The organism is Proteus sp. G4380, from assembly GCF_963885725.1.
Classification (GTDB): Bacteria; Pseudomonadota; Gammaproteobacteria; order Enterobacterales; family Enterobacteriaceae; genus Proteus; species Proteus mirabilis.
In genome coordinates this window covers 1-4,004 of the sequence record NZ_CAWPAV010000042.1, presented here as the reverse complement: position 1 = coordinate 4,004, position 4,004 = coordinate 1, and the positions used below count along the sequence as shown (strand labels likewise).

Annotated in this window: 5 protein-coding genes and 2 pseudogenes; all 7 read left to right on the top strand. The window is 35.5% G+C overall.

Going from position 1 to position 4,004, the window contains the following annotated elements:
* A partial coding sequence (locus AACU98_RS03125; RefSeq protein ID WP_202611350.1) for an RHS repeat-associated core domain-containing protein occupies window positions 1-876 on the top strand: 876 nt, incomplete at its 5' end.
* Window positions 873-1,436, top strand: a complete 564-nt coding sequence (locus AACU98_RS03120) for a hypothetical protein (RefSeq protein ID WP_004246983.1) — start codon at window positions 873-875, stop codon at window positions 1,434-1,436. The genes AACU98_RS03125 and AACU98_RS03120, both read left to right, overlap by 4 nt.
* A 632-nt stretch (window positions 1,437-2,068) precedes the next feature.
* Window positions 2,069-2,302, top strand: coding sequence for an RHS domain-containing protein (locus AACU98_RS18405; RefSeq protein ID WP_240101063.1), 234 nt, complete (start codon window positions 2,069-2,071; stop codon window positions 2,300-2,302).
* Between the two features lie 15 nt (window positions 2,303-2,317).
* The gene (locus AACU98_RS18400; protein ID WP_212551855.1) at window positions 2,318-2,854 is read left to right on the top strand and encodes an RHS repeat-associated core domain-containing protein; all 537 of its coding nucleotides are present in this window, start codon (window positions 2,318-2,320) and stop codon (window positions 2,852-2,854) included.
* Window positions 2,855-2,864: 10 nt separating this feature from the next.
* Window positions 2,865-3,158, top strand: coding sequence for a hypothetical protein (locus AACU98_RS03110; protein ID WP_049197147.1), 294 nt, complete (start codon window positions 2,865-2,867; stop codon window positions 3,156-3,158).
* A gap of 89 nt (window positions 3,159-3,247) precedes the next feature.
* A pseudogene (locus AACU98_RS18395) lies at window positions 3,248-3,340 on the top strand (IS481 family transposase); the annotation flags it as partial.
* 9 nt (window positions 3,341-3,349) lie between these two features.
* Window positions 3,350-3,469: pseudogene (locus tag AACU98_RS18390) on the top strand (IS3 family transposase); the annotation flags it as partial.
* Window positions 3,470-4,004: the final 535 nt, after the last annotated feature.

The window sequence follows — 4,004 nt, the reverse complement described above, 5'->3', positions numbered from 1 at the left end:
ACCTATCACCAACATGAGCCGGATGAAGTATACACCTTTGGCTGGGTAGGGATGCGACTGGTGTCTGAGCACAGCAGCGCAGCGCCCCATACTACGGTTTATCATGCTTACAATGACCAAAGTTATACGCCTCTAGCCCGCATTGAATGCACGGATAACCCGCTAAATCCGCAACGGGCGATTTATTATACGCACAGCAGTTTAAGTGGCTTACCGGAAGCGTTGACCAACAGTGAGGGTGAAATCGTTTGGCAAGGGCAATACAGTGCTTGGGGACATTTACAGCGTCAAACCCGCCCCACAAGCACGTTTAATCGTGAACAGAACCTGCGTTTTCAAGGGCAGTATTTCGACAAAGAGACGGGGTTACATTATAATACGTTCAGGTACTATGCCCCGGATTTAGGCCGTTTTACCCAGCAAGACCCAATAGGGTTGGCAGGGGGGATAAACTTATATGCCTATGCGCCGAATGCGTTGACATGGGTGGATCCGTGGGGGCATTGTGCGGTCAAACTTTCTAAAAATATGGTAGCTGATGGTACGCCTAGACCTGCCAATACTGCAGCTCATCATATTGTTGGTGATACATCTAAAGGTGCCCAGCCAGCCAGAGATATTCTGAAAAAACATGGTATTGATGTTGATGATGCTAGAAATGGTGTTTTCCTGCCAAATAGAAATAATGTTGATGAAGCATTGTCAGGAATAAAACATAATGGCAGACATCCAAGTGATTATATTGACGCAGTAAATACAAGAATTATTGATGCTGATAAATTAAATGGAAAACAAGGTGTTCTGGATGAGTTATCAAAAATTCGTGACATCCTGTCTTCTGCAAATCGAGATGCAAGCTGGTATACAATATTATGATAAATAACGTTTATTATTTAAAATCGGATATGGTAAATTATTGTTCTTTTATTCAAAATTATCCTGATGGTGAAGAGAGCATTATGGGAAGGTCGAGAGATCAGGGATGGAGACGGTTTGGCAATGATTATACTGAAATATCATTAGAATTAAGATCAAATGATTTTGGTAAGAAAAACTATCAATTTGATTTTAGTAGCGCTCTATCTCCATTTTTTGTTTTCAGTGAATCAGGTGCTAACCATTTATTTGATATCTTAAATCCTAGGGGACAATTTTTAGGTGTTAGAACAGCAAGTAAACGGAAAAAATTTATTGGGTACTATCCAACTAATGTTTTGTCTGAATGTGTAGATAAAGAAAAATCTATTTATACTGAATATCCCAAAGGATTTATGTTTGAAAAATTAATTCTAGTTAAAAATAATATTACAGATGAATACTTATTTTCAATAAATGAAAATATTAGTGGTGTTTTTGTCACAGATAAGTTTAGAAAGCTTGTTGAAAAAATTGGATTGTTAGGTTTTGATTTTTCTAAAGAAATAGAGTTATCGTAAAGATATTATCGAAGCTACGACCTAGATTATAGATATGTGTAATTACCAGCTTTAGCTATAAAACAGGTAAATGACACCACATCACTCGCCGATTAGCGTATTAGTTTTCAAGCTTAAATGTAGTTTTCTGGTGCTTATTTTGTATTTATTTGTCCGGATATCTTCACTGTTCGGTATTAATACCAAATAACTGTTTAAAATATCCACTACAAATGTGAAATAGGTTTTAAAATCTGCCAGTTGGAAACGGATTAAAGGACTTTGATCCTGCTGGGAAAGGTAGATTTTATGTTACGACAGACGGAGCTCAAGCAGAAAGATAGGCGCGGATGAGAACAGACTGGAACATGTCGATAACTCTAATCATGTAACTTACAAATTAATACCTTGTAAAGTAATAGTATTACTTCGAATGAGAGAATTAAATGAATTACCTATTAATAATATTGATCATCAACTAATAAATAGATTTAAGATGTTTTTAAATAAAGATATACCTTTAAGTAATTTTAATCGTTCATTAAGAAAATCTATTTTACATAAAGCATCACATAAAATTAGTCAGAATCACTGAAAACTCGTTGAGTTGTAGTTATGCTCGGGGGTATAGAACAGATAATTCTCATTATTATATGCACAGTAGTTTAAGTGGCTTACCGGAAGCGTTTACCAACAGTGAGGGTGAAATCGTTTGGCAAGGGCAATACAGTGCTTGGGGACATTTACAGCGTCAAACCCGTCCCACAAGCACGTTTAATCGTGAACAGAACCTGCGTTTTCAAGGGCAGTATTTCGACAAAGACAAATTTGTCGGGAACAAATTTGAACAGCGCTTGCGCTGGCCCGTAGGGCGAGTATCAGGATGATACGAGTATACTGGTCTGCATTATAATTATAATACGTTCAGGTACTATGCCCCAGGTTTAGGCCGTTTTACCCAACAAGACCCAATAGGGTTGGCAGGGGGGATAAACTTATATGCTTATGCGCCAAATCCTTTAAGTTATATTGACCCCCTCGGATTAAAACCATGCGCGCCTACTAGTGAATTTGACCGTATAACTACTGGGAAAGTTTATAGAGTCATTAGGCCCGATGAAGATCCTTTATCCGGGTTATTTTCCCTTAATCCAAATAATATAAAATCTGTTGCTGGGCATGTAACATCAGGCAGTCGCTCTCCATCTCAGTTTATATCAGCAACAAAAGATTTAAGCATTGCTGAAAGATGGGCTGCGAAATCAGGGAATCGTATTGTTGAAATAGACTTGCGTAAAATTTCTGGTGGCGCAATTGACATATCATCCCCTAAAGGACTAGATCTCTTAGGTAATCAATTTGCAAGGCGGCTGGCGAAAGGTTCTTCAGAAGTGTTGTTTGACGGCCCCATTCCAGCGGGTGCGATTAATCCTCTTTAATAGGTAGATTATGAACGATAATAATTTTGATTTTAATAGAACTATTATTGATGTAGTGGAAATGATTAGATTGGCGGATGATTTAGATGCAAATATAATTGATAGGCTATATATGTCACTTGATAAAGTAATGACTGATTATCAAAGTACTTCGCTTATCCCAAAATTACTTGCTTATGATCTTCTAGTTCTTCATGATAATTTGGAAGGTTCTTTAAAATTTTACTCTGGTAAAGATAACGAGTATATATCAGGAGTTAATTCAAAGGTTAGTGAATATATTGAAAAAATACTTTTAAGCTAAAATAAAAACTGGGAGGATAGTTAAATCTTTATGAAAGTCTGGACTTCGGCTGACAATTGTTTTTTTCTAATTGTTGCCGGAGGTCAGATATGATGAACATTAAAGCTAAACGAGATATTGCACATAAAACAAAAATCTTAAATCATGCTCGTGAGAGCAAAATTTTTGCTAAAACTTGTCGCTAAAAAGAGATCAGCAACGTCATATATTGCAATAGGAAATCAAAGTATGGTGGTATGGAAGCCAGTGATGCTAAACGATTAAAAGAGCTGGAAGAGGAAAGTTTCAGAAAAAATATCTTTATAAAGATAATAAAATCATAAGTATAGAACAGCGTATGTGGCTAGATACTTATATCGAACATTATTTTACTATCGAAACTTCCCCTATGCTGATAATTAATGAGAAGATAGATAATGGAATCATTAGGATATATCCCAATTAAATTATATGACAACAACTCTAACGAATAAAAGACATGAACCTGTAGTTTAAATAATATAATTATCTGCTTTGGCTGTATAATCCCACACCAAAGCAGATATATTACACTATATCATTTCCCTTATCAGCACCTTAATCTTTTTAGTTGTTTGAATATATTCACTGTCCAGTATTAATACTATACAGTCGTTTACAATCTTCATCGTAATTGTAAAACGAAATAGGAGCAATAGGTATAGCTGTTGGATTGCTTGATGAATTTAATAAACAGATAAAGAGTGCTAGAATAGAAACAGAAATAAAAACAGGGAAATGGAAAAATATTGGAGTAATAAAAAAATGTTAGAGCCTTTGAAAATGAATGTAAATATAAATGATATATACCAATATAAATTAAAAAGT